This is a genomic window from Neorhizobium galegae bv. orientalis str. HAMBI 540, from assembly GCF_000731315.1.
Lineage (GTDB): Bacteria > Pseudomonadota > Alphaproteobacteria > Rhizobiales > Rhizobiaceae > Neorhizobium > Neorhizobium galegae.
Genome location: NZ_HG938353.1, coordinates 2,594,357 through 2,615,492, shown reverse-complemented (window position 1 = coordinate 2,615,492; position 21,136 = coordinate 2,594,357). Strand labels below are relative to the sequence as shown.

The 21,136-nt window shown below is 62.3% G+C and carries 24 protein-coding genes; 10 read left to right on the top strand and 14 right to left on the bottom strand.

Annotated elements, in window-relative coordinates; translation table 11 throughout:
• The first annotated feature begins 218 nt into the window (after positions 1-218).
• Both RG540_RS12950 and map read left to right on the top strand, forming a co-directional pair.
• Positions 219-1,262 carry an LLM class flavin-dependent oxidoreductase gene (locus RG540_RS12950; RefSeq protein WP_038593717.1) on the top strand — a complete coding sequence of 348 codons (1,044 nt, stop codon included), beginning with the start codon at positions 219-221 and terminating at the stop codon, positions 1,260-1,262.
• 69 nt (positions 1,263-1,331) lie between these two features.
• Positions 1,332-2,087 carry a type I methionyl aminopeptidase gene (gene map / locus RG540_RS12945; RefSeq protein WP_038588503.1) on the top strand — a complete coding sequence of 252 codons (756 nt, stop codon included), beginning with the start codon at positions 1,332-1,334 and terminating at the stop codon, positions 2,085-2,087.
• A gap of 27 nt (positions 2,088-2,114) precedes the next feature.
• Here the strand turns inward: map and RG540_RS12940 are convergent, their stop codons facing one another.
• Positions 2,115-2,330: a hypothetical protein gene (locus RG540_RS12940; protein ID WP_038588500.1), complete on the bottom strand. Its 216-nt coding sequence runs from the start codon at positions 2,328-2,330 to the stop codon at positions 2,115-2,117.
• A 202-nt stretch (positions 2,331-2,532) separates the two neighbouring features.
• On the opposite strand from RG540_RS12940, the gene RG540_RS12935 reads away from it, so the two are divergent.
• Positions 2,533-3,708 carry a YbfB/YjiJ family MFS transporter gene (locus RG540_RS12935; RefSeq protein ID WP_038588497.1) on the top strand — a complete coding sequence of 392 codons (1,176 nt, stop codon included), beginning with the start codon at positions 2,533-2,535 and terminating at the stop codon, positions 3,706-3,708.
• A gap of 129 nt (positions 3,709-3,837) precedes the next feature.
• Positions 3,838-5,109, top strand: a complete 1,272-nt coding sequence (sbmA, locus tag RG540_RS12930) for a peptide antibiotic transporter SbmA (protein WP_038588494.1) — start codon at positions 3,838-3,840, stop codon at positions 5,107-5,109.
• Positions 5,110-5,478: 369 nt separating this feature from the next.
• Here the strand turns inward: sbmA and RG540_RS12925 are convergent, their stop codons facing one another.
• On the bottom strand, positions 5,479-6,477 hold the full coding sequence (locus tag RG540_RS12925; RefSeq protein ID WP_038588491.1) for a polysaccharide deacetylase family protein: 999 nt from the start codon (positions 6,475-6,477) through the stop codon (positions 5,479-5,481).
• 266 nt (positions 6,478-6,743) lie between these two features.
• On the opposite strand from RG540_RS12925, the gene RG540_RS12920 reads away from it, so the two are divergent.
• Together RG540_RS12920 and der are read left to right on the top strand one after the other, a co-directional pair.
• Complete coding sequence (locus RG540_RS12920) at positions 6,744-7,415, top strand: tetratricopeptide repeat protein (protein ID WP_038588487.1); 672 nt, start codon at positions 6,744-6,746, stop codon at positions 7,413-7,415.
• A 31-nt stretch (positions 7,416-7,446) separates the two neighbouring features.
• Complete coding sequence (gene der / locus RG540_RS12915) at positions 7,447-8,874, top strand: ribosome biogenesis GTPase Der (protein WP_038588484.1); 1,428 nt, start codon at positions 7,447-7,449, stop codon at positions 8,872-8,874.
• A 281-nt stretch (positions 8,875-9,155) separates the two neighbouring features.
• Here der and RG540_RS12910 read toward each other — a convergent pair whose 3' ends face one another.
• From RG540_RS12910 to RG540_RS12900, 3 genes are all read right to left on the bottom strand, one after another.
• Positions 9,156-10,217, bottom strand: coding sequence for a glycosyltransferase family 4 protein (locus RG540_RS12910; protein WP_038588481.1), 1,062 nt, complete (start codon positions 10,215-10,217; stop codon positions 9,156-9,158).
• 186 nt (positions 10,218-10,403) lie between these two features.
• Entirely contained in the window at positions 10,404-10,922 is a 519-nt protein-coding gene (locus RG540_RS12905) for a hypothetical protein (RefSeq protein WP_038588478.1), read from the bottom strand.
• A gap of 158 nt (positions 10,923-11,080) precedes the next feature.
• Positions 11,081-11,995, bottom strand: a complete 915-nt coding sequence (locus RG540_RS12900) for a sugar kinase (protein ID WP_038588477.1) — start codon at positions 11,993-11,995, stop codon at positions 11,081-11,083.
• Positions 11,996-12,150: 155 nt separating this feature from the next.
• Here RG540_RS12900 and bglA point away from each other — a divergent pair, with 155 nt between their 5' ends.
• Positions 12,151-13,800: a beta-galactosidase BglA gene (gene bglA, locus RG540_RS12895; protein WP_038588474.1), complete on the top strand. Its 1,650-nt coding sequence runs from the start codon at positions 12,151-12,153 to the stop codon at positions 13,798-13,800.
• 7 nt (positions 13,801-13,807) lie between these two features.
• On the opposite strand, the gene RG540_RS12890 is transcribed toward bglA, so the two are convergent.
• The 4 genes from RG540_RS12890 to RG540_RS12875 form a co-directional block, all read right to left on the bottom strand.
• Positions 13,808-14,221 carry a GFA family protein gene (locus RG540_RS12890; protein ID WP_038588472.1) on the bottom strand — a complete coding sequence of 138 codons (414 nt, stop codon included), beginning with the start codon at positions 14,219-14,221 and terminating at the stop codon, positions 13,808-13,810.
• A gap of 109 nt (positions 14,222-14,330) precedes the next feature.
• Positions 14,331-14,864 (bottom strand): SRPBCC family protein, encoded by a 534-nt coding sequence (locus tag RG540_RS12885; protein WP_038588469.1) that lies wholly within the window; start codon positions 14,862-14,864, stop codon positions 14,331-14,333.
• Positions 14,861-15,286, bottom strand: coding sequence for an ArsR/SmtB family transcription factor (locus tag RG540_RS12880; RefSeq protein WP_080725025.1), 426 nt, complete (start codon positions 15,284-15,286; stop codon positions 14,861-14,863). The genes RG540_RS12885 and RG540_RS12880 overlap by 4 nt, the downstream gene beginning before the upstream one ends.
• 78 nt (positions 15,287-15,364) lie before the next feature.
• Positions 15,365-16,267, bottom strand: a complete 903-nt coding sequence (locus RG540_RS12875) for an AraC family transcriptional regulator (protein ID WP_038588467.1) — start codon at positions 16,265-16,267, stop codon at positions 15,365-15,367.
• 209 nt (positions 16,268-16,476) lie between these two features.
• Here RG540_RS12875 and RG540_RS32385 point away from each other — a divergent pair, with 209 nt between their 5' ends.
• Entirely contained in the window at positions 16,477-16,614 is a 138-nt protein-coding gene (locus RG540_RS32385; protein WP_155414776.1) for a hypothetical protein, read from the top strand.
• Positions 16,607-16,975 carry an Atu4866 domain-containing protein gene (locus RG540_RS12870; RefSeq protein ID WP_046601324.1) on the top strand — a complete coding sequence of 123 codons (369 nt, stop codon included), beginning with the start codon at positions 16,607-16,609 and terminating at the stop codon, positions 16,973-16,975. The genes RG540_RS32385 and RG540_RS12870 overlap by 8 nt, the downstream gene beginning before the upstream one ends.
• A gap of 16 nt (positions 16,976-16,991) precedes the next feature.
• Here RG540_RS12870 and RG540_RS12865 read toward each other — a convergent pair whose 3' ends face one another.
• The 5 genes from RG540_RS12865 to RG540_RS12845 all read right to left on the bottom strand — a co-directional run bounded on the left by RG540_RS12865 (position 16,992) and on the right by RG540_RS12845 (position 20,502).
• Entirely contained in the window at positions 16,992-17,192 is a 201-nt protein-coding gene (locus RG540_RS12865) for a hypothetical protein (protein ID WP_038544353.1), read from the bottom strand.
• 18 nt (positions 17,193-17,210) lie between these two features.
• A complete protein-coding gene (locus RG540_RS12860; protein ID WP_038588466.1) occupies positions 17,211-17,456 on the bottom strand; it encodes a DUF2442 domain-containing protein in 246 nt (81 codons plus the stop codon).
• A complete protein-coding gene (locus RG540_RS12855) occupies positions 17,437-17,769 on the bottom strand; it encodes a DUF4160 domain-containing protein (protein ID WP_244446558.1) in 333 nt (110 codons plus the stop codon). Before RG540_RS12855 ends, RG540_RS12860 begins: the two co-directional genes overlap by 20 nt.
• Positions 17,762-19,459, bottom strand: a complete 1,698-nt coding sequence (gene ade / locus RG540_RS12850; protein WP_038588461.1) for an adenine deaminase — start codon at positions 19,457-19,459, stop codon at positions 17,762-17,764. The genes RG540_RS12855 and ade overlap by 8 nt, the downstream gene beginning before the upstream one ends.
• Positions 19,460-19,542: 83 nt before the next feature.
• A complete protein-coding gene (locus tag RG540_RS12845; protein ID WP_051909381.1) occupies positions 19,543-20,502 on the bottom strand; it encodes a threonine ammonia-lyase in 960 nt (319 codons plus the stop codon).
• Between the two features lie 100 nt (positions 20,503-20,602).
• On the opposite strand from RG540_RS12845, the gene RG540_RS12840 reads away from it, so the two are divergent.
• Entirely contained in the window at positions 20,603-21,064 is a 462-nt protein-coding gene (locus tag RG540_RS12840) for an Lrp/AsnC family transcriptional regulator (RefSeq protein WP_038588460.1), read from the top strand.
• Positions 21,065-21,136 lie beyond the last annotated feature (72 nt).

The window sequence follows — 21,136 nt, the reverse complement described above, 5'->3', positions numbered from 1 at the left end:
GAGTCTATGCCCGATCGATTACCATTCCCTTAGATACTAAACCTATATTTGTGTCCGAAATCTTGCAGTCCCGTGCGAGTTGTTAAATTATGGCACAGGTGCTGCCGGTCGGCCGTGCACCTATCCATTCCATCGAACGATGCCTTCGAAAGAATAGCATTTGCGTCGAAGGTGCCCGATAACTATCTGACGGACATCAACGAATGGATTTCTTCAAGATGGAACTCGGACTTCATACTTTTGGCGATGTCGATGCCGCAGCACTGGACAAGGGCGCGGAAGGCGCAAGGCGGATCAAGGATCTGCTGGAGGAGATCGCACTTGCCGACCAGGTGGGGCTCGATGTGTTCGGGCTCGGCGAACATCACCGCCCGGACTATGTTGTCTCGTCGCCCTCGACCGTGCTTGCTGCGGCCGCTGCGATCACGAAAAATATCCGGCTGACGAGCGCCGTCTCGGTGCTCTCGTCCGACGATCCGGTGCGGGTCTTCCAGCAGTTTTCGACCGTCGATCTGATTTCGAACGGAAGAGCGGAGATCATGGCGGGCCGCGGCTCGTTCATCGAATCCTATCCGCTGTTCGGCTACGATCTCGGTGACTATGACGATTTGTTTTCCGAAAAGCTCGACCTGCTGCTCGCCATCCGCGATCAGGAGATCGTCACCTGGCAGGGGGAGAAGCGCGCGCCGATCAACGGCCGCGGCGTCTACCCGCGCCCGCTGCAGAAGGAATTGCCGATCTGGATCGCCGTCGGCGGCACGCCGCAATCGGTGGCGCGGGCAGGGGCCATGGGCCTGCCGCTCGCGGTCGCCATCATCGGCGGCGAGTATCCGCGCTTCGCACCCTTCTTCAACCTCTACCGGGAGGCTGCCCGCCGCGCCAGCCAGGATCCGGCCAAGCTGAAGACCAGCATCAACGTGCATGGTTTCATCGCCGATACGACCGAGGCCGCTGCCGACCAGTTCTACGGCCCGCAGGCGGAGGTGATGAACCGCATCGGCCGCGAACGCGGCTGGGGGCCGACCAACCGGGCGCATTTCGACGAGGCGCGCTCGACGCTCGGCAATCTCTTCCTCGGCGAGCCGGAACTGGTAGCCGAAAAGATCATCGCCGCGCACAAGGTGTTCGGCATGGATCGGTTCCTGCTGCAGATGGCGATCGGTCCGATGCCGCATGCCCAGGTGATGCGCGGCATCGAACTCTACGGCACGAAAGTCGCGCCGCTGGTCAGAAAAGAACTGGGGTCGTCAGAAAAGAATTGACGGGCTCGGCCGATGGCGCGAAACCGGCCGCCTGATCGAGTTTGAACACGTTGGGACGTTAGGCAGACCATGGTTATCTCCACCGAAGACGAACTGGCCAAGCTGAAGGATATCGGCAGGCTTTGCGCGCAGGCGATGGAGACCATGGCGAAGGCACTGGAACCGGGCATCACCACCCGCGAGCTCGACGCGATCGGCCGCAAGTTCCTCGAAGCCAACGGCGCGCAATCGGCGCCGGAGACCTGCTATCAGTTCCCCGGCGCCACCTGCATCAGCGTCAACGAGGAAGTCGCCCATGGCATTCCGGGCGACCGGGTGATCCAGGCGGGCGATCTCGTCAATATCGACGTGTCGGCGGTCAAGGACGGTTTTTTCGGCGATACGGGTTCCTCCTACGCGGTGCCGCCGGTGAAGCGCGAGATCGAAAAGCTCTGCCGCGACGGCCGCCGGGCGCTGTGGACCGGGCTGCAGCAGGTCAAGGCCGGCAAGCCGCTATCCGGCATCGGCAATGCGATCGGGACTTTCGCCAAGAAGAACCGCTATACGCTGATCACCAATCTTTCGAGCCACGGCATCGGGCTGACGCTGCATGACGAGCCGAAGGAAATCCCGACCTGGCCGGATCGCCATGAGACGCGCTCGATGGAAGACGGGCTGGTGTTTACCATCGAGCCGTTCCTGTCGCTCGGCGCCAACTGGGCCGAGGACGGCGGCAATGGCGACCCCTGGGCGCTCTACAGCGACCCCAGGGCACCCACCGTGCAATACGAGCATACGATCGTCGCGACCCGTAACGGGCCGCTGATCCTGACGCTTGCAGATTGAGGGAGACCTGCCGTTACGGCAGATCGGTCAGTTGTGCTTGTTGGCGCCCGACACGGCGTCGACGCGACGATAGAAGGCGTCGGCACGCTCCGTCTGAAGGTTTCCAAGCATCTGGCGCGCATAGACGCGGGACGCACTCTGCAGCAATTGCGCGAAAGCGGCGTAACCGACAGCGTCGGCCTGGCGAAGCTGGGCGATCAACGGATCGACGAGCACTTCGGATAGGGTCAGGTCATGTTCCATGCGCATGCCTCCGCGCCCCGATGGCGATATCCAGCAGAGTGTCCCGCATTCATGTCAGCAGCAAGACAATTTCGTTAATGCGCTGCACCAATTCGTCGCGGCATATGCGCTATCGCGTATATACGGAACCATCATCCCGGCGCATCGCTGCAATGAAAATTCCTGATTTGCCGCGACCCGCTTCGGCTGCCATAACCGTTCCATGCTGCAGATCAATACGAGCTATTCCAGTCGGCCCCTGCTGATCGGCTTTGCCGGCGCCATCGCCATGGCGGCGGCGATGGGTTTCGGGCGTTTCTTCTACACGCCGATCCTGCCCGGCATGATGACCGGCATTCCGCTTTCGGCGGCCGATGCGGGGTATATCGCGGCGGGCAATTTTGCCGGTTATCTCGCCGGCGCCATTCTCTCCGCCTATGGCTGGGCGGCGGGGCGCGAGCGCAATGTGGCGCTCGGCGGGCTTCTGGCGACCGCGATCCTGCTTGCCGCCATGGCCGCGACGGACTCCGTCATCGCCTTCATCGTCATCCGGTTTCTGGCAGGCCTTGCGAGCGCACTTGCGATGATCTTCACCTCGTCGATCGTGCTGCCCTATGCGGTCGGCCGCGACAATGTGAATGTTCTGCATTTCGGCGGCGTCGGGCTTGGCATCGCGCTCTCCTCGGCGCTGGTCTTCGTCGTCAATACGATGGTCGGCGATGGCGCGCACGGCTGGCGGATAAACTGGATCGCCGGTGCGGCGATCGTGCTCGTCGTGCTCGCTGTCGTCGCGTGGATCCTGCCGAAACAGGCGATCGGCACCGGCTCAGCGGTCGAGCCGCCGCTTAAATGGCGCAGGCCGCTCGTGCTGCTCACCGCCTCCTATGGGCTGTTCGGCTTCGGCTACGTGATCACCGCGACCTTCCTCGTCACCATCGCGCGGATGGGGAATGCCGGTCCGGTCGTCGAATTCCTCGCCTGGTTCCTGACCGGCTCGGCGGCCGCCGTTTCACTCCTGCTCTGGCGGCCGGTGGTCAACCGCTTCGGGCTCGGCAAAACCTATGCCACGGCGCTCGGCCTGCAGATGGCCGGGGTGCTCGGTTCTGTCATGCTGCCGCCGACGGCGGGTGCGCTTGTCGGCGGGCTGCTGCTCGGCGTCACCTTCATGGTGATCACCGCCTACGGGCTGCAGATCGGCCGGAAACTTTCGCCGGAAAGCCCGCGCCGGGCACTCGCCTCCGCCACCGCCGCCTTCGGCACCGGCCAGATCATCGGCCCGCTGGTCGCCGGCTGGATCGCTCAAGGGAGCGGCAGTTTCGTCGCCCCGACGCTTCTTGCGGCGGCGGCCCTTGTCGTGTGCGTCCTGCTCGCACTCCCGGTTGCGCGCAGCGCTTCCTAATAATCCCGTGGTTACAATTACGTAACAAAATGACGGGGCCATTGCCGCTCCCTTGGAACTGCCTTAGTTTCCGGCTCAACAGTCGTTTCCGACATCCCGCCGACTCGAACTCAGGAAAGCCAAAGCTCCGTGTTCCACTCCTTCTTTCCCCGGCCGAAACTGTTCGCACTTTCGGGCGTCGTTTGGGCCATTGTTACCATCTTGGCCTGGTATTTCGTCTTCGACGGTGTCGGCGCATCCTTCGGATATGTGATGCCGGAGCGGGAACCTTACGATCTTTCCTATTTCCTGGTGCCGGCGAACCTTTGGTTCTATGCGTATTTCGCAGTCTGCCTATTGCTGTTCGGGGGTACCTGGAGCGTGATTGCCCATGACCATCCCTGGAAGCGCTGGTCGGTCTGGGGCTCGCTGCTGATCATCGCGGTGACCTATTTCGGGGTGCAGGTTTCGGTGGTGATCAACAACTGGCGCCGGCCGTTCGGCGATCTGCTGCAGAATGCCCTTTCGAAACAGCCCGGCATTACCGCCTGGAATTTCTACGATCTTCAGATCGTCTTCGCCCAGATCGTCTTCCTCAGCATGGCGGTCTCGATCCTGACGGACTTTTTCACCAGCCACTACATCTTCCGCTGGCGCACAGCGATGAACGACTTCTACATGTCGAAATGGGAAAAGCTGCGCCACATCGAAGGCGCCTCCCAGCGCGTCCAGGAAGATACGATGCGGTTTTCCGCAACGCTCGAGGGTCTCGGCATCAACCTGATCAACGCGGTGATGACGCTGGTCGTCTTCCTGCCGATCCTGTTCGCGCTGTCCGGTTATGTCTCCGAGCTTCCGTTCATCGGCGAGGTGCCGCATGCGCTGTTCTGGCTCGCCATCTTCTGGTCGGCGTTCGGCACGATTCTTCTGGCGACGGTCGGCATCAAGCTGCCGGGATTGAACTTCCGCAATCAGCGTGTCGAGGCGGCCTATCGCAAGGAACTGGTCTATGGCGAGGACCATGCCGACCGCGCTCGGCCGGCGACCATCAACGAGCTCTACAGCAACGTGCGGAGGAACTATTTCCGCATGTACTTCCATTACCTCTATTTCAACGTGGCGCGGTATTTCTACATTCAGGCCGACGCCGTGTTCCTGCTGCTGATGCTGGTGCCGACGATCGTCGCGGGTAAGATCACCTATGGTATCTACCAGCAGATTGCCACCGCCTTCGGCCAGGTGAGCAACTCGTTCCAGTACCTCGTCACATCCTGGACGACGATCATCGAGCTGCTCTCCATCCACAAGCGCCTCAAGGCTTTCGAAGCGGCGATCGACGACCAGCCACTGCCGACCATCGACCAGCATTACCTTGATCGCGAAGCCGAAGCCGGCGAGATCGCGGCCGACCGGCCGTATTGATCGTCATCTGAACGCAAGCAGTTTTGGCCGCGCCGGGCGTCACCCCGGCGCGGTTTTGGTTTGGGAATGGGGCAGGCGGTGTCGAGTATATGGGAGGTAGGTGGTTTTGCCTGCCCCGGCCGGTTGCTGCAGCTTTTTGGGAGTTGTCAGTTCCCGTTCCACCACATTCGACGGCCATCACCGGAAACCGGGGTCCGAAAACCCTTGAGGAGAATGCCGGTTCGCGAACCCGGTTTCCCATCCGATGACGGGGTGATTATGAAGCGGGTTCGGGAGGCGGGGACGGACGGGGACGTGAATGCGGGTAAGGAGTTGATGCCGTTGGGCTGGTTTTCCGCAGACGCCGGAAATCGTCCCCGGCAAAGACCCCTATAGCCCTGACGCCACCCGTGGTTTCTCCCGCTCGTGGATCAGCCTGATCGCCTCCGAATAACTGACGCAGGCGACGTCTTGCTTGCCGCAGACCTCGGTGACCAGCCGTTCCATCGCCCGCCAATAGGCGCCGCCGTTCATTTCGACGAAATGCAGGCCGATCTGAAAGGGGATGCGGTCGCCGTCATACTCCTTGTCGAAGGCTGCCTTGAAGGCGGAGTAGGCGCGTTCCTCGAATTCGGCGGAACTGCTCGGATTGTCGATGCCGCCGGAATGGCGGATGAAGAGGTTGTAGTCCATGGCGATGATCGGCCGATTGGACGGGCCTTCCGGAATGAGCGGCAGGCCGAAGCGGATAAGCCCGCCCTTTTCCTCCGGCATGACCGGCCCCTTGGTGACGAGGCTGGCGTCATAGCGGATGCCGGCCCGTCTTTCGGCTTCGACCAGGCCGGGGCTGGTGGAAAAATAGGGCGCGCGGAAACCATTGATCCCGGTCGCGACGAAATCCTTCCAGCCGGCGGGCTCCTCCGATCCGGCGCCGGCGGTCTTCCAGGCGTTGGTCAGCACGTCATGAAAGGTATTGAATTCGGCGGACCAATCTGCCGCTGTCCAGTCCTTGCCGTCGAAATGGCCACAGGTATGGCTGGAAATGTCGTGGCCTTCGAGATGCGCCTGCCAGACGTGGCCGAGCCGTTCGCGGGCCTCTGCGGCCGTTTGGGCAAAGCCGATATTCGACTTGCCCGGTTTCTCGTTCGGCCCCTGGTAGCTTTTGGCATTGGCGCGCTCGATCACCAGCGTGCAGGAGAGAAAGTAAGTGAAATGGGCGTTGGTGCGCCTGGCAAGATCGCGGCTGCGCTGCCAGAGGTTATTGGCGCCGGCGCCGTCGAACGAGACCATCACCAGCTGTTTCGGCTTGCCAGCGGCATTGTCGGCGGCGTTGGCTGCGACGGGCGCGGCGAGAAGACAGAGGGCGAGGGGAAGGGCAAGCGAACGCATAAGGTACCTGAATCATGGCGAAGGGCAGCGGGCTTTGTGGCCGCAGAATAAGGCGAAGCTTTGAGCGGCTAGCTTTAAGTGTGGATTCCGCCCGAAAGGTCGCCCACGAGTGTTCCCGAGCGGATGTTTTCGGGGTTGCGCTTGCCGACTTTGCAAAACCGGCGACCACTTTTGCGCGACGGGAGTTAAGGGGGGCCTTACATCTCCGGGAAAATAGGCTAGAAGGCGCTTTTCCGCATGATGGGCCGGTTGGGCCGGAGACTTTGATGGCGCAGGACGACGACAGTTTTATTCGCGAAGTGAACGAGGAGCTTCGTTCCGATCAGTTCAGGGGTGCATGGCAGCGTTACGGCAGGATTGTGATCGCGGTCGCCGTGCTGATCGTCGTCGGTACGGCTGGCTATCGTGGCTATGAATACTGGAACACGCATAATTCTTCGCAATCGGGCGACCGTTTCCTGGCGGCCCTGAAGCTTGCTTCGGAAAACAAGAACGACGAGGCGCTGGCCGCCTTCGGCGCGCTCGAAAAGGACGGCAGCGGCGCCTATCCCGTGCTCGCCAAGCTGCGCGCCGGCTCGGTGCAGCAGTCCAAGGGCGACGCCACTGGGGCGATCGCCACCTTCTCGGCGGTCGGCAAGGATGCCAAGGCGCCACAGTCGATGCGCGACCTTGCCCGGATGCGTGCCGCCTGGCTGCTGATCGACAACGGCACCTATGAACAGGTGGCCGTCGAAGTGCAGACCATGGCCGTGCCTGCCAATCCGCTTGCCAATTCCGCCCGCGAGGCGCTTGGTCTTGCCGCTTACAAGGCCGGCAAGATCGCGCAGGCCAAGGAATGGTTCCAGCAGATCGCCAATGACGCCTCTGCGCCGCGCAATGTTGCCAACCGCGCGCAGATCATGCTCGACAACATCGCCTCTTCAGGCAAGGCGCCCTGACGGTTTTCGCCCAGGGCTTTAAGGATATAGAATGAGCTTCACCGTCGCCATCGTCGGACGCCCGAACGTCGGCAAGTCCACGCTTTTCAATCGCCTGGTTGGAAAGAAACTGGCGCTTGTCGACGACACGCCGGGCGTCACCCGTGACCGCCGTCCGGGCGACGCGAAGCTCATCGACCTCAAATTCACGATCATCGATACCGCCGGTCTCGAAGAGGCCGGGCCGGAAACGCTCGAAGGTCGGATGCGCGCCCAGACCGAGGCTGCGGTCGACGACGCCGACCTGACGCTGTTCGTGGTCGATGCCAAGTTCGGCCTGACGCCGCTCGACAAGACGTTCGGCGAGCTCCTGCGCCGCAGCGGCAAGCCGGTCGTGCTGGTCGCCAACAAGTCGGAAGCGCGCGGTTCCGACGCGGGTTTCTACGACGCCTATACGCTCGGCCTCGGCGAACCGGTGCCGATCTCGGCCGAACACGGCCAGGGCATGATCGACCTGCGCGACGCGATCGTCGAGGCGCTCGGCGAAGAACGGGCGTTTCCGGAGGCCGACGACGAGGCGGAGACCAATATCGACGTCCGCGATTCCGATTTTGCCGGTGACGCCGACGAAGAGGCCGAGCCGGAATACGACGAGACCAAGCCGCTGCGCGTCGCCATCATCGGCCGCCCGAATGCCGGCAAGTCGACGCTGATCAACCGTTTCCTGGGCGAGGACCGGCTGTTGACCGGCCCTGAAGCGGGCATTACACGCGATAGCATCTCGGTCGAATGGGAATGGCGCGACCGCACAATCAAGATGTTCGACACCGCCGGCATGCGCAAGAAGGCGCGCGTCCAGGAGAAGCTCGAAAAGCTGTCTGTTGCGGATGCGCTGCGCTCGATCCGGTTTGCCGAAACGGTGGTGATCGTTTTCGACGCGACCATTCCGTTCGAGAAGCAGGACCTGCAGCTCGTCGACCTGGTGCTGCGCGAAGGCCGGGCCGCGGTGCTTGCCTTCAACAAGTGGGACCTGGTCGAGGACACGCAGGCGGTACTCGCGGATCTGCGCGAAAAGACCGAGCGGCTGCTGCCGCAGGCGCGGGGCTTGCGTGCGGTGCCGATTTCCGGCCAGACGGGCTACGGGCTCGACAAGCTGATGCAGAGCATCATCGACACCGACAAGGTGTGGAACAAGCGCATCTCGACCGCCAGGCTCAACCGCTGGCTCGACGGCGTGCAGACCCAGCATCCGCCACCGGCCGTTTCCGGCCGTCGCCTGAAGCTGAAATACATGACCCAGGTCAAAGCCCGTCCGCCGGCCTTCATGGTGTCCTGCACCAGGCCCGACGCACTGCCGGAAAGCTATATCCGCTACCTGATCAACGGGTTGCGCGCCGATTTCGATATTCCGGGTGTACCGATCCGCATGCATTTCAAGGCGGGTGAAAACCCGTTCGAGGGACGCAAGAAGAAGCGGTGAGGGGTTTCTGGGTTTGTATCTGGCGTTTTTGGCTCTCCCGCGAGGCGGGAGGTCATCGCCTGTGAGGAACGGGGCAGGGCAGAGGGGGGTGTCGCGGCACACTCTTCTGCCGCTGTATTTGCCGAACCGTCGTCACCCCCCTCTGTCACTTTCGTGACATCTCCCCCTCAAGGGGGGAGATCATTGGGAGACTGCCGCACCTTCTCTTTTCCTCACGGGCGAATATCGTCGTATGCAGGGAGAGCGCGCCTTGCGAGGCGAGAGCGGATGGGGATTGGCGGTTATACCGCCGAAGGCCGTACGCCCCCGCGCGGCGCCGGCAGCTTCGGCCGCCCCTGCGCGATCAGCACGTTGTTCAAAAACTGTTTCGACGCCGCTTCCCAGGTGAACTTGCGGGCGAGCTGCCTTGCATTTTCGCGCGAGCAGCCGAGTGCGGCAAGGCAGGCCACGCGCAGATCTTCGTTGAGCGCCCCGGCGCCCGAGCCTTCCTCGATGATATCGATCGGGCCGGTGACCGGGTAGGCGGCGACCGGCACGCCGCTGGCCAACGCCTCAAGGATCGTGTTGCCGAACGTGTCGGTCTTCGACGGGAAGACGAAGACATCGGCCTGGGCATAGGCGCGGGCGAGATCCTCGCCGGTCTTCATGCCGGTGAACAGCACGTTCGGATACCGCTTTTGCAGGTCAGCGCGGGCCGGGCCGTCGCCGACCACGACCTTGGAGCCGGGCAGGTCGAGATCGAGGAAGGCCGGCAGGTTCTTTTCCACCGCGACGCGGCCGACGGTCATGAAGATCGGGCGCGGCAGGTCGAAGGGACGCTCGTCGAGATCCATCGGGTGGAACATCGTCTGGTCGATGCCGCGGCTCCAGCGCAGCAGGTTTTTGAGGCCGAGCTTGGCGAGTTCGCGCTCAAGGCTGGCGGTCGCCACCATGCAGCCATTGCCGGCATTGTGGAACCAGCGCACGAAGCCGTGCAGCCAGCGGACCGGGATGGGGAACCGCGCCGCCACATATTCCGGAAAACGGGTATGGTAGCTGGTCGAGAAGGGTATGTTGTTCTTCAGGCACCAGCGGCGTGCGAGCAGTCCGAGCGGACCTTCGGTGGCGATGTGAACGGCAGTCGGCATCGACGCCTGAATGGCGCTGGCGATCTGCCAGCAGGTGGCGACCGAAAGGCGGATTTCCGGATAGGTGGGGCAGGGAACGCTGGTAAAGTCCTGCGGCGTCACCATCGTCACGTCGACGCCCATCTGGGCGAGTTCCCGGTTGGTATTCTCGATCGAACGGACGACGCCGTTCACCTGAGGGTACCAGGCATCCGTCACGATGGTTATTCTTGTCATGGAAGGTCGAGCCCGGTTGCCGATCCGTCCACGACTCGCGCCAACGGACACGTTTTCAGCCCTCTATCGGAAAAGTTTGTTACAGGCTGATGAAGGCGCGCGGTGGGTTTTCCCGAACTCGACCGGATCCGGTGTCGTTCCGGATCGCCGGCTGACCTCTAAGCGAGGCAGCCGGCGCCGGGGTGGTTAGTTGGCGGCGATGGTGAATTCCTGATCGAAAGTCGAGGTCTGGTCGCCGCTCATGTCGTGGATCGTGTAGGTTAGCGTGTATTTGCCTGCCGGCGCGCCCGTCAGCGTCAGGGTGAAATCCATCGAGAATTCCATGTTGGCGTTGTGGCTCTGGAGGACATTGGTGGAGAACGCCTTCTGGTCGAGCATGACCTCGCCGTTCGCAGCCTTGATCTTCAGGTCCGACACGAAGTTGAGTTCGTACATGTCGTGGGGAAGCTCTTTCCACCCAAATCCGATTGGTTCGACATAGGTGATGACCTTTTCACCCGGCTTGAAAATGCTGGACTGCTTTTCCTGGTAGATGCCGTAGCCGGTGGAGGGCGCGGTGACGAAAGTCACCAGCCGTTCCGTCAGGCCGAGCTTTCCCCATGCCTCGTAGGTCTTCGTTTCGGCCTTGGTCAGGGCGTCGATCGGAGCGGAGTGTGCAGCCGGGGACAGGGCCAGCACGGTCAGGAAGGCAAGAGCGATACGCATTTTCATTTCCTCGTTGGGAGCGATCGTTTCATCGCTGCCGACCCTTTCACATAATGACTGAAAATTGATTTATGACGCAATGCGGAAAGCCGACGGGCAACTGGCGCCGATCTCGGTCTCTATCGTCGGTGGTCGGCAGTCCGGTCCCTGTCGGTGTTTCACCCCGGCAGCAACGCCGGGCTGATCAGCGCGCCGTGGTGGCCGATGACGACGGACGCGACCGAGGCGCCGTAGGCGGCGGCCTGCGCCGGCGGGATGCCGCGGACGAGGCGGGAGAGGAAAGCGCCGTTAAAACTGTCGCCGGCGCTGGTGGTATCGACGAGTTGGGCCGCCTTGACCGAAGGGACATGGATGGATGCGGTGCCGGCAAAGCTGAGCGTCGCGCCATCCGCGCCGTTCTTGACCACGACGTTCTCGACGCCGAGCCGATGATAGTGGGCGATGGTGTCGGCCACCGTTGCGTCGCCGAAATGGGTTGTCTCGTCGTCGAAGCTCGGCAGGACCAGCGAGGCCGCGCGGGCGCCAGCCTCGATCGTCTGCAGCATATAGTCCCTGTTCGGCCAGAGGCGGGGGCGGATGTTGGGATCGAAGGCGACGGTCTTGCCGGAAGCCTTTGCGCGGCGCAGTTCCGACAGCAGCGTCTCGATCGCTTCGGGGCTAAGGATGCCCAGCGTGATGCCGGAGAAATAGAGGATGTCGGCAGCCTCGATGGCGCTGCGCAGATGGTCGGGATCGTCGGCGAGCTTTTTTGCGGCGGCGGTGTCGCGCCAGTAGCTGAAGGTGCGTTCGCCGTTCTTCAGCGTGATCAGGTAGAGGCCGGGCGTCTTGCCTTCGATGCGGCGGATGAAGCCGGTGCCGATGCCGGCATCCCTCATCATCGACAGCATTTCGGTCGACAGGGGATCGTCGCCGACCGCGGTGAAATAGTCCACCGACCATTCGGCCGGCAGGCAGGCGCGCGCATACCAGGCGGTGTTGAACGTATCGCCGGCAAAGCCCTTGCGCAGCAGGCCTTCGCCCGCCTGCGACAGCTCCACCATGCACTCGCCGATCGAAAGAAGCCGTCCGCCCAATTGCATCCCTCCCGCATTTTTAAACTCGCATAGGCCGAAGTTTCAGCCGTGGCAAGAGAGTGGTTCGGGAACTTCGCAGAGCCTTGCTTATGCGTTGTCTTTTGAACGGGGGGCACTAGGTTGGGCTGGAACATTTGAGGAAGGAGAGTCGGACGATGGCGACACAGGCGGTGAAGGCAGTCGATGCAAATTGGTGGCGCGGCGCGGTGATCTACCAGATCTATCCACGCTCCTTTCAGGACACGACCGGCGACGGGATCGGCGACATCAAGGGCATCACCGCACGCCTGCCGCATGTCGCCTCGCTCGGCGTCGACGCGATCTGGCTTTCGCCCTTCTTCACCTCGCCGATGGCCGACATGGGCTACGACGTCTCTGACTACTGCAATGTCGATCCGATGTTCGGCGCGCTTGCCGATTTCGACGAGATGATGGCGGAGGCCGAACGCCTGGGGCTGAAGGTGATCATCGACCAGGTGATTTCCCACACCTCCGACCGGCATCCGTGGTTCGTCGAAAGCCGATCGAGCCGCACCAATCCGAAGGCGGACTGGTATGTCTGGGCCGATCCGAAGCCGGACGGCACGGCGCCCACCAACTGGCTGTCGATCTTCGGCGGGCCGGGTTGGGAATGGGACGGGGTGCGCAAGCAATATTACATGCACAACTTCCTGATCGCCCAGCCGGACCTCAACTTCCACAATCCCGACGTCCAGAACGCCATGCTGGATACGGTGCGCTTCTGGCTCGATCGCGGCGTGCACGGGTTCCGGCTCGATACGGTCAACTACTATTTCCACGACAAGCAACTGCGCAACAACCCGCCGATGGTCTACGACACGGACGGCGCCGGCATGGAGACGGATACCAATCCCTATTCCATGCAGAATCACCTTTATGACAAGACGCAGCCGGAAAATATCGACTTCCTGAAGCGGCTGCGTGCACTGCTCGACAGTTACCAGGGGCGCGCGACGGTGGGCGAGGTGGGAGACGGGCCGCGTTCGCTCTCGACGCTGGCGCTCTACACGACGGGCAATGACAAGCTGCACATGTGCTACACCTTCGATTTCCTCGGCCCCGCCTTCGATGCGGCCTATATCCGCAAGGTGATGACGACGGTGGCGGACACGGTCAGCAACGGCTGGGTCTGCTGGGCGTTTTCCAACCATGACGTCATCCGCCACGTGACCCGCTTCGCCGAGTCTCCAGCCGAGCAGGACCGGGTCGCAAAACTGTCGATCACGCTGCTTTCGGTATTGCGCGGCTCGATCTGCCTCTATCAGGGCGAGGAACTGGGACTGACCGAAGCGGAACTCTCCTTCGAGGATCTGCGCGACCCCTATGGCATCCGCTTCTGGCCGGCCTTCAAGGGCCGCGACGGATGCCGCACGCCGATGGCCTGGGAGACAAGCGAGCCGCATGCGGGCTTCACCACCGGTTCGAAGACCTGGCTGCCGGTGCCGGGCGAACACGCGGCCCGAGCCGTCGACGCACAGGAGGCGCTTCCGGATTCGGTGCTGCACCATTACCGGGCGGCACTCGCCTTCCGCAAGGCGCATCCGCCGCTTGTTGACGGCGACATGACCTTCCTCGACACCAACCAGGACCTGCTCGCCTTCGTGCGCGAAAAGGGTGGCGAAAAACTGCTGTTCATCTTCAACCTGACCCGCGGGGCCCAGGATTTCACCCTGCCGAAACGGCTCGGCGAAATCCTGCCGGTCAACCTGCCGGGCTTCCTATCGCGGCTCGACAAGGGCGTGGTGAAGCTCGACGCCCTCGACGTGTTCTGCGCCCGGGTGTGAAGCTGCTTCAAGCCGGCGGCATGTTCTCGAATTTCGGCAGGGCCGGATCGAGGTGGTCCCACGCGTGGCCGGCGGCGTGCCAGGTCACGAATTGCGGCTTGTACCGGCTCGGATCGTCGAGGCTGCCGGCGCGGACGACGAAGTAGTCCGGCATGGCAGGGAACGTCATGTAGACCGGCGAACCGCAGGTGGGGCAGAAGGCCCGCCTTTTGACGGTTCCGCCATCGCCAGTCGCCTCCCAATGGGTCGCATTGCCCTCGACCTTGGCGGCAGCGCTTGGGAAGGTGAGGTGAGAGGCGTGGCCGGTGCCGCTTTCGCGCTGGCACTGGCGGCACTGGCAATCGACCATGACCGCCGGTTCGGCGGAGATTTCATAGCGAAGTGCGCCGCAGGCGCATCCGCCCGTAAAACGGGTGCTCATATCTTGTCTCCATGGGATGGCCCAGTCACGGGCGGTGGGCGTTGGCGAAACCTCCGCCCCGACTCTCCGGGGCGTCCCTGGACCATGGGGCGGAGGCGACAACGGTGCTTCAGGCCGGGATGCGGCGGTCGTATTCTTCCTTGAGGCGGCTCCAGCCTTCCCAGAACGGTTCAGGCTTGGCGCCGGTCGCCCGGGCGACCAGGATGTCGAGATGCATGTGCCAGCCGGCGCCGACCATGACCATGTTGCGGCGATCGGAAATCCGCCGATGCGTGACGGTGAGCAGGATTTCGCTGCCGGCCGGCTGAAGTTCAAAGCTGACCTCGCCGCGTGGCGGCCAGGAGAAGACGAGGCGATGCGGAGGCTCGAAGGCGATCACTTCGCTCTGAATGCTGTGTTCGGCGGGAAAGCCTTCCGGCCTGCCGTCGGCCGAGCCGGCCAGTTCGTCGTTGCGCCAGGTGAGTTCGAAGGAACTGCCCGCCTGTGCCGGTATGATGCCCGATGCGAGCCACTGGCGGCGAAGATCGCTGTCGGTGAGGTAGGCCCAGATTCTCTCGATGGGGCCTGGCAACCGGCGCTGGATGCTGAAGGCGAAAGGTTCGGCCACAGCGCCGTATTTGTTCAACGATGTCATGTCGCTCATTGGTCTTCTCCCGTTTCAGGTTCAGTTTCAGAGTTCTGTGGGGCAGAGGATTTCAACGGATTCTTCCGGATCTCGTCGCGGGCGCTCTTTTGAGCGTCCTCCTCCCTGAGAAGGCGTTCCAGGATATCGAGCCTGTTGGTCCAGAAGCGCTCATAGAAAGTGAGCCATTCATGGGCGGTCGCAAGCGGGCCGGGTTCGAGGCGGCAAAGATGGGTGCGGCCGTGAATTTCACGGCGGATTAGTCCGGCGCCTTCCAGCACCTTGATGTGTTTCGAGGCCGCCGCGAGCGACATGTCGTGCGGCTCGGCCAATTGGCTGACGGTGCGCTCGCCCTGCGCCAGCTCGCGGAGCATGCGGCGGCGCGTGCCGTCGCTGAGGGCGTGAAAGACCGTATCGATCGGATATGTGCTTAATTCAACCATGTGGTTGAATATGCGCGCATGCGATTTTATTGTCAACCGTTCGGTTGAATAATTTTCGAAACGAGGGAATCGAGCGGATCAGGCCTCGGCGTAACGGGAAGGTTCGCTGCGCAGCCTCGATATGTCCTGGATCGGCGGGGCGCCGAACAGGCGGCGGTATTCTCGGCTGAACTGCGAGGGGCTGTCGTAGCCGACCTGATGGGCGGCGGTGGCGGCATCCATGGCGTTGCCGAGGATGAGGCGGCGGGCCTCCTGCAGGCGCAGCTGCTTCTGATATTGCAGTGGGCTCATCGCCGTCACCTCGCGAAAATGCTGGTGCAGCGAGGACGTGCTCATGCGCGCTTCGACCGCGACCTGCTCGATCGAAAAGGGGGCGGAGAAGTTCTGGCGGATCCAGGAAATCGCCCGGTTGACCTGCTGCAGCCGGTTTTCAGGGGCGAGAATCTGGCGGATCATCTCGGCCTGATCGCCACGCAGCAGCCGGAACATCAGTTCCCGCTCGATCAGCGGCGCGAGATAGGCGATCTCGTCCGGGCGGTCGAGAAGCTGGGTGAGGCGGAGTGCGGCATCCAGGAATTCCGGGGTGGTATGGCTGAGGCCGATGCATTTTTTACGCATGGTCGGCGTGGCGAGCGCCGCCGGCATGTCCACCAGCATCTCGCTTAGCAGCTTCAGGTCGAGATCGAGGCGCAGGCAGAGATAGGGCTTGTCCTGCGTCGCCTCGATGACCTGGCCGGTGACGGGCATGTCGACCGAGACGACCAGATACTGGCCGGGACTGTAGCGAAAGATTTCGTCGGCCAGCATGACCTGTTTCGCCCCTTGCGCGATGATACACACCGCCGGCTGATGGATGGCATGCAGCGGCTCGGTCGGCTTCGACATGCGGATCACCGACAGGCGTGGGATCGCCGTGTCGAGCACGCCATCGTCATCGGTGTTTTGTGCAATCAGCCGGGCGATTTGGTCGAGTTTTTCCATCCTGGATCTCGTTCGAAGGTGGGAATGCCTTGAAGTGCGGCATTCCTGCGGTTTGGTGTGGACATCATATGGTGGCGTTGCCGGTCATTTCAAATGAGCTTCGGAGGATTGTGCAATCATGCCGGAGGACTGGTCTACCGCACATTCCCCACTTTCCACCATATTCGGCTCGTCCGATCGAACCAGCCCGGACGCAAATGGAGATGGTGATGAGCAATTTTCAGCACTTACTTGAAAGCCCCATCCATTGGGTCGCCGATTTTGCCGGCGGCTTCCTCAAACGCTCCCGCGGCACGCAAAGACGCCGCCGCGAACGGATACTCAGGAGGGAATATCTCAATGGCTGAACGGTTTTTTCGAGCCCACTCGGGTTTCCGAGCCCCGCTGGCGTTTGTCGCCGTTGCCGCGGCTTTCGCCTTCATCGCGACGTTTACGGCGCTTGCGCACGACATCAAGGAAGAGGAGAAAACCATGACCGAACATCCCTATGCCGGAATGTGGGTGACCGAGGACAACCACATCCGCCACGAACTGCTGCCGAACGGCCGTTATGTGGAAGCGCGCGGCACCCGCGAAAAGGCCTATGAGGGCCGCTACTGGGTGACCGGCGACCATATCGACTACAAGGACGACACCGGCTTCACCGCCGACGGCGATTTTCGCGACGGCGTGCTTTATCATGCGGGGATGGTGTTGAGGCGGAGGTGAGGGGAGGCGGCGCGCATCAAAGCGACCTTGTCTTTCCCGCACGGAATTCGGTCAAGGCATCCTCTGTGAGACGGTCGAATTCGCTTTCCGCATCGTCTTTCTCGATCTGGCGATCCCAGCGTTCAGCCTGAAATTCTTCGAACCAGAGCGAGAATGCTTCCAGCTCTTGTCGGTCCAGTTGGGCAACGGCTTTCTCGATCTGCTCCAGCTTGCTCATGGACGATCCTAACAGGATTTATGCGGCAGGACGTTTCACCGTCCTGTCGCCGCGCCCTTCCAGAAGGCCGGCGATGGAGATGTCTTCGTCGAGATCATCCCAGTGAATGCCACCCGGGCTCAGTTCGAATTTTTGGCGATCGGCCGGCTTCGCAAGAAGCAGACGAGGAAACCAGGCAAGCGGCACGCCCAATGTGCGGCCGTCGTTGAGCGAGACCCACATGGTGTCGTCGTCGAATTTCACCTCAGTTGCCAAAATGCTCATGCCATGCCCGCTTGATCAGAGAACGATTGTCGATGACGAGCCGGATAATAGCAGACAGGTCACGGCTGTTGAAGCCGTCGCTTTCCGCCACTCCTATGGTCGGCTCCAACCAGATCTTCGCATTTGCGCTACCGCCCCGGACGTGAATATGTACGGGCTCCCGCGGGTCGCCTTCATTGGAATAGAAATAGAATTTCAGGGCGCCAGAACGGAAGACGATGGGCATTGGGTCCTCTTTCAACCAATTTTCTTGAGGACAGAATAATTCGCCAATGGTTGTTACCACCAACGCGTGGCCTTCGAAGTCACCCAATCAGCGCAAACCTATCCACATCGACCATGCCCTTATCCGAAATCTTCAGGTGCGGAATGACGGGCAATGGCAGGAATGCGACCTGGAGGAAGGGTTCCTGGAGGGTGGTGCCGAGCGCGTAAGCGGTCTGGCGGAGGTGGTGGAGGGTGTCGCGGACGGTTTCGTAGGGTTCGAGGCTCATCAGGCCCGCGATCGGCAGGGCGATCTCGCCGGTGACTTTGCCGTCCTCGACCACCACGAAGCCACCGTGGATTTCGCCGAGGCGGTTGGCGGCCATCGCCATGTCGTCCTCGCTGACGCCGACGACGCAGATATTGTGGCTGTCATGCCCGACGGTCGAGGCGATCGCCCCTTTCTTCAATCCGAAACCCTGAACGAAACCATTGGCATGGTTGCCGTTCTTGCCATGCCGCTCGATGACCGCGACCTTGATGATATCGCGGTCGAGATCGATGCCGGTCTGGTTGCCCGCCGATGGCAGGCGGTAGCGGCGATGTTCGGTGATGATCTTGCCTGGCATCACGCCGATGACAGGCGTCTCGCCTTCGCTCACCGGAACGCCGAAATGCATCGCCTGGACGGGACGCGCCTTGACGCTGTCGAGGCCGACTGGGGCGACGGGTCTGCGGGTGGCAAAAAGTTCGTCCGTAACCTTGCGCCCGGCGGAAAAGACGATCTCGGCCTTGCAGTTTTCGAGGCTGTCGACGACGACGAGATCGGCTCGCCAGCCGGGTGCGACAAGGCCCCGGTCGCGCAAGCCGAACGCTTTGGCCGCAGAAATCGAGGCCGCGCGGTAGACGGCGAGTGGTTCGACGCCATGGGCGATCGCGGTTCGGATCATGTAGTCGAGATGGCCCTGTTCGGCGATGTCGAGCGGATTGCGGTCGTCGGTGCAGAGCGCCAGGTAGGGTGACAGGCGCTCGGTGAGGAGTGGCATCAGGGCGTGCAGGTCCTTCGAGACCGAGCCTTCGCGCACCAGGATGTGCATGCCCTTGCGGATCTTTTCGAGCGCCTCCTCGGCGGTGGTACATTCGTGCTCGGTGCGGATGCCGGCGGAGAGGTAGCCATTCAGGTCGTTGCCCCGCAGCAACGGGGCGTGGCCGTCGATGTGGTCGCCGTAGAAGGCGTCGAGCTTGGCGAGGCACATCGGGTCCTTGTAGATGACGCCCGGGAAATTCATGAATTCGGCAAGGCCGATGACCTTCGGGTGGTCGCGGAAGGGCAGCAGCTTTTCGATCGGCAGGTCGGCGCCGGCCGTCTCCAGGTGGGTCGCCGGCACGCAGGAAGAGAGCTGGACGCGGATGTCCATGATCGTTTCCAGCGAGGAATCCAGGAAGAATTGTATGCCCTCGGTGCCGAGCACGTTGGCGATCTCGTGCGGATCGCAGATCGCGGTGGTGACGCCGTAGGGCAGGACGCAGCGGTCGAACTCGTGCGGGGTTACCAGCGACGATTCGATGTGGAGATGCGTGTCGATGAAGCCTGGGACGACGATCTTGCCGGAAACGTCGATTTCAATCTTGCCGGTATAGTCGCCGCAGGTGCCGACGATACGGTCACCGCAGATGGCGATGTCGGAGGCGACGAGCTCGCCGGTGACGAGATCGAAGAACTTTCCGCCTTTCAGCACGATATCGGCAGGCTCGCGGCCGGTGCCCTGGTCGATGAGGCTTTCGAGACGGGTGGTCATGGCAGGCTCCTCGCGCTGAATCGGTCGCCTAACCTAACCGTTCAACGGGGAAACGGGGAGAGGCGATCGATGCAGGCGAGACGTCATGCGATGTCCGTGCGGACATTGCCGCCGCAAAGGATGGTGGCGACTGTTCGGCCTTTGAGGTTCGTGCCGTTTTCCAGCAGACCTGCAATGCCGGCGGCGCCGGCTTCCTCGACGACGAGGCCGTAATGGATGCGGCAGAAATCTCGCGCCGCGCGGATTGCCGCTTCGCTGGCTTCCCAGACGTCGTCGACGGTCGTCCTCATGCAGTCCAATGCGTAAGGAACGCATTCCCGAACCGCGATGCCATCGGCGGCGGTTGCTGTGGTTTTCGTGGAGATGAGCCGGCCGGTTTCATGAGAGTGTTTCATGGCGGGCGCATTGGCGGCGACCACACCGATGACCTTGCAGTTCGGTGCCTTGGCACGCATCCAGGCGCCGATCCCGGTCAGCAGCGCGCCGTTGCCGAGCGGCACGAGGATGGCGTCGAGTTCGACGGTTTGGCGGGAGAGGCGCTCGGTGATTTCGAGCGCGATCGTGCCAGCGCCCTCGGCGATCGTCCGCAAAGCGCCGTCTTCAACAAAGGGGCAGCCATTCGCTTCGGCATAGGCACGCGCGGCGGCCTTGGCGGCGTCGAAATCGCTGCCTTCCAGCCGCACGTCGGCGCCGAGGCGGCGCATCGCCTCGATCTTGCCGGGATTGGCGGTGGTGGCGGAAAAGATCACCACCCTGCGTCCGTGCGCCCGACCGGCATAGGCGAGCCCCTGGCCGAAATTGCCGGCGGAGGCGGAGACGACGGGGTGGTCGCCGGCCGGTTCGTTCTGCATCCACCAGTCGGTGCCGCGTCCCTTGAAGGAACGGATCGGATTGAGCGTCTCCACCTTCGCAAGGAGGCGAAGGCCGAGGGCCGTATTGGCCGTCTGTTGCTCGATCAGCGGGCTGTTGGTGAAGACGGGATCGATGCTTTTCGAAGCAGCGAGAATACCATCGGCGGAGGGGTGTGGCTGGTTCTGTGTCATGGCGTTAAGATGCCAACGAAAAGCCGGTAGGATTCCTGAAATTGTGCTCATGACCAGGAATATTTCCCGGAGTTTGTTTTGAAGCCGGGAAATCCTCTCAATGGCATTGACGAAAGCCGATCGTGAAATCCTCAAGCTGATGCAGCAGGATGCGACCATCACCTTGAACGAGCTTGCCGAGCGTGTGGGCCTCTCGCCGTCCTCGGCACAGCGGCGGCTGCAGAAGCTTCGGGAGGACAGGGTGATCCTGCGGGACGTTTCGATCGTCGATCCGAAAAAGGTCGGCACGGCCGTTTCCATGCTGGTCGAGGTGGAGCTGGAGCGCGACCGGCCGGAGCTCATGCCGCCTTTCCTGAGGTGGCTGGCGGATACGCCGGAGGTGCAGGAGGCCTGGGGGACGTCGGGCCGTGGCGATTTCACGCTGGTGATCCTCGTCCAGTCCGTCGAGCATTTCGATGTGCTGGCGGACCGGATGATGGAGATGAACCCGAATATCCGCAAATTCACGACGAGCGTCGTGCTGAAGACGTTGAAGCGGACGCTGGCGGTGCATGTCGAATGAGCCCAGCCGGCGTCCGCGAACGAGGCTCAAAACATACGGGCGCCCGAAGGCGCCCGCGGATCATGCGATTTG

Coding starts and splice junctions, on each gene's coding strand:
- RG540_RS12950 (WP_038593717.1), top strand. CDS start 219: ATGGAACTCGGACTTCATACTTTTGGCGATGTCGATGCCGCAGCACTG.
- map (WP_038588503.1), top strand. CDS start 1,332: ATGGTTATCTCCACCGAAGACGAACTGGCCAAGCTGAAGGATATCGGC.
- RG540_RS12940 (WP_038588500.1), bottom strand. CDS start 2,330: ATGGAACATGACCTGACCCTATCCGAAGTGCTCGTCGATCCGTTGATC.
- RG540_RS12935 (WP_038588497.1), top strand. CDS start 2,533: ATGCTGCAGATCAATACGAGCTATTCCAGTCGGCCCCTGCTGATCGGC.
- RG540_RS12925 (WP_038588491.1), bottom strand. CDS start 6,477: ATGCGTTCGCTTGCCCTTCCCCTCGCCCTCTGTCTTCTCGCCGCGCCC.
- RG540_RS12920 (WP_038588487.1), top strand. CDS start 6,744: ATGGCGCAGGACGACGACAGTTTTATTCGCGAAGTGAACGAGGAGCTT.
- der (WP_038588484.1), top strand. CDS start 7,447: ATGAGCTTCACCGTCGCCATCGTCGGACGCCCGAACGTCGGCAAGTCC.
- RG540_RS12910 (WP_038588481.1), bottom strand. CDS start 10,217: ATGACAAGAATAACCATCGTGACGGATGCCTGGTACCCTCAGGTGAAC.
- RG540_RS12905 (WP_038588478.1), bottom strand. CDS start 10,922: ATGCGTATCGCTCTTGCCTTCCTGACCGTGCTGGCCCTGTCCCCGGCT.
- bglA (WP_038588474.1), top strand. CDS start 12,151: ATGGCGACACAGGCGGTGAAGGCAGTCGATGCAAATTGGTGGCGCGGC.
- RG540_RS12890 (WP_038588472.1), bottom strand. CDS start 14,221: ATGAGCACCCGTTTTACGGGCGGATGCGCCTGCGGCGCACTTCGCTAT.
- RG540_RS12885 (WP_038588469.1), bottom strand. CDS start 14,864: ATGAGCGACATGACATCGTTGAACAAATACGGCGCTGTGGCCGAACCT.
- RG540_RS12880 (WP_080725025.1), bottom strand. CDS start 15,286: ATGGTTGAATTAAGCACATATCCGATCGATACGGTCTTTCACGCCCTC.
- RG540_RS12875 (WP_038588467.1), bottom strand. CDS start 16,267: ATGGAAAAACTCGACCAAATCGCCCGGCTGATTGCACAAAACACCGAT.
- RG540_RS32385 (WP_155414776.1), top strand. CDS start 16,477: ATGAGCAATTTTCAGCACTTACTTGAAAGCCCCATCCATTGGGTCGCC.
- RG540_RS12870 (WP_046601324.1), top strand. CDS start 16,607: ATGGCTGAACGGTTTTTTCGAGCCCACTCGGGTTTCCGAGCCCCGCTG.
- RG540_RS12865 (WP_038544353.1), bottom strand. CDS start 17,192: ATGAGCAAGCTGGAGCAGATCGAGAAAGCCGTTGCCCAACTGGACCGA.
- RG540_RS12860 (WP_038588466.1), bottom strand. CDS start 17,456: ATGAGCATTTTGGCAACTGAGGTGAAATTCGACGACGACACCATGTGG.
- ade (WP_038588461.1), bottom strand. CDS start 19,459: ATGACCACCCGTCTCGAAAGCCTCATCGACCAGGGCACCGGCCGCGAG.
- RG540_RS12845 (WP_051909381.1), bottom strand. CDS start 20,502: ATGACACAGAACCAGCCACACCCCTCCGCCGATGGTATTCTCGCTGCT.
- RG540_RS12840 (WP_038588460.1), top strand. CDS start 20,603: ATGGCATTGACGAAAGCCGATCGTGAAATCCTCAAGCTGATGCAGCAG.